The following is a 1,947-nucleotide window of genomic DNA, read 5'->3' on the forward strand; positions in this document are numbered from 1 at the left end:
TAAAGGAGTTCAATATTCGCCGAAGCTCAACTGCACCAGGTATAAGCTGAAGCTTCTGAGAAACAGAGCCGACGTTGACTTTATGAGCGTCAATGCTGTTGTCTAGATTGAGTCCAATGGCAAAGTAAATGACATGCGCCAATATGTCAGGTATTGAATGTAAGCTTTGAACACAAGCGGTGACTTGAGCACCAACCCGCAAAATAAACTCGTCGAACTCTTCCTGACCCCCGTCGAGACTCGTCCAATATAGAAATGTCTCTGGCAAATGTTCAGCGTTCGACTTTAGATAGTCTTCTAATAGGTTTCGGAAATCTTGATAGTGAACATACGCATACCCTTGTCGGTCAGCCACCGAACGTAAACACGGAGCTATGAGCTGAAGCTGATCCCGCCCATAAATGCGTTCCACAGTTTTTCTCGTCTCCTGAAGATCCCACGTTGTCATAACGATCACTCCCCGGTTTGACGTGCGGTATTTACTCGAGCACTCTACTATTTCATGGCAGGAATACATCCCGCAATTAGAGGATGATTTCGCATGCGAAACCATAACGAAGCCCCCTCCGCCCTCGTTATCGAGTCGAAACTTGATTGGCCGTGGTAGCCGTCCTCTGCAACCCCATCGTGATCTGCGGACTGTCGCAGGTTAGCGCCCGCACCTTGTCCTTCCACTGGATCGAAGCCGCACAGTCCGTCAGAGCCTTCCACTTGTAGCCCACCTCTTCCAGTTCCAGACTGGTCACCGTCGTCACCGGCATCCCGTTCTGACTCACGGTGATCACGTAGACGGTCCTGCCCTGCATCGTCATCCRTCCCACCACATGCAAGCCCTTGAGCCCATAAGGCTCCGGCATCTCGTTGGTCCCTGTCGGCTGGTCCGTCGCATGCTTGCCAATCACCTCCGTCACCGCCTGCACCGGCTGCGCCACCGCTTTCACGACTGAGGGCGCCGCCTGGACCGTCGTCGTCCGTTTGACGGTTGACTTAGGCTTCTCCGCCTCCGGCCAGAAGGCCCAGACGATAGCGACCGCTGACAGCGCCAGTACTCCCCACTTCAACCGGTTGAACTTCACAATGAACGGCGCCACATCCTGCGCCCCCGCCTCGGCCACGCTGTTGCCCTGCGTGTGGCTTTTGTAGAACTTGAAGAACTCCGGCTTGTACTTGCGTTCTTCCGTCGAGACCACCCCACCCCGGTAACCGCCATGCGTCTTGCGGATGTAGTGATCCGCCTTGCCCAGGATGTCCGCCTTGCGGACCTTGATCAGGATCGCCATCAGCCTGGCAATCGGCTGGTTCATGTCCCGGAACGACTGGGTGCCCAGCAACACATCGGCATTGAAGTGCCGGTGCAGCTTGTACCACTCCACCACCTGCGGATCCGTGCCAATGCTGGGCATGGCCACATGACACTCGTCAATGATGAAGAGCGGACCTTGCCCTGTCTGGGGATGCTTCCACTCGCTGTAGTACTCCCAGACTCCGCCGAACACCGACACCGAGGGATCGGGCTTTTCTGAGTGGCCGTCTTCAAAGAGTTTGAAGGCTTCTCCATTGCCCTGGTCGTCCACCGCTTCCGCGTCCCAGGTGCCGCGAATCGGCTGGGTCCGGGTGCGCAGCTGGATCAGGTTTCGATAGTCCGGGTTCACCGCGGCGAACATTTCCACCAGCAGCGGCAGGTTCGTGATGACCAGTCGCCCGCGCTGCAGCGCCGGCAACACGTGATAGACAACAGCTTCATAGCTCTTGCCCGAGCCCGGGATGCCTTCCAGGCCATTGATCATGATGCGCCCCTCATGATCCGAGCCTGACGAAAGGAATCAGCTGCAGTACCAGGCGAATCACAATCGCCGCCGTGATGATGCTGATGGCCGTTCCCACCCCGAGCAGGCCCAGGATGTTGAGGATTTCGCCGGGCAGCGGCCCTACCTGACTGGCGTAGCC

The 1,947-nt window shown here is 56.9% G+C and carries 3 protein-coding genes; all 3 read right to left on the minus strand.

Translation table 11 applies throughout. The annotated features are described in order from the left end of the window. Positions 1-448, minus strand: a 448-nt coding sequence (locus AC1D1X_RS21880; protein WP_477699172.1) for a hypothetical protein, incomplete at its 3' end; no start/stop codon positions are given. 127 nt (positions 449-575) lie between these two features. Continuing rightward, on the minus strand, positions 576-1,787 hold the full coding sequence (locus AC1D1X_RS21885; protein ID WP_477699173.1) for a zonular occludens toxin domain-containing protein: 1,212 nt from the start codon (positions 1,785-1,787) through the stop codon (positions 576-578). A 10-nt stretch (positions 1,788-1,797) separates the two neighbouring features. Beyond that, positions 1,798-1,947, minus strand: a 150-nt coding sequence (locus AC1D1X_RS21890; RefSeq protein WP_477699174.1) for a DUF2523 family protein, incomplete at its 5' end; no start/stop codon positions are given.

It is taken from the genome of Polaromonas sp. P1_G4 (genome assembly GCF_056405475.1).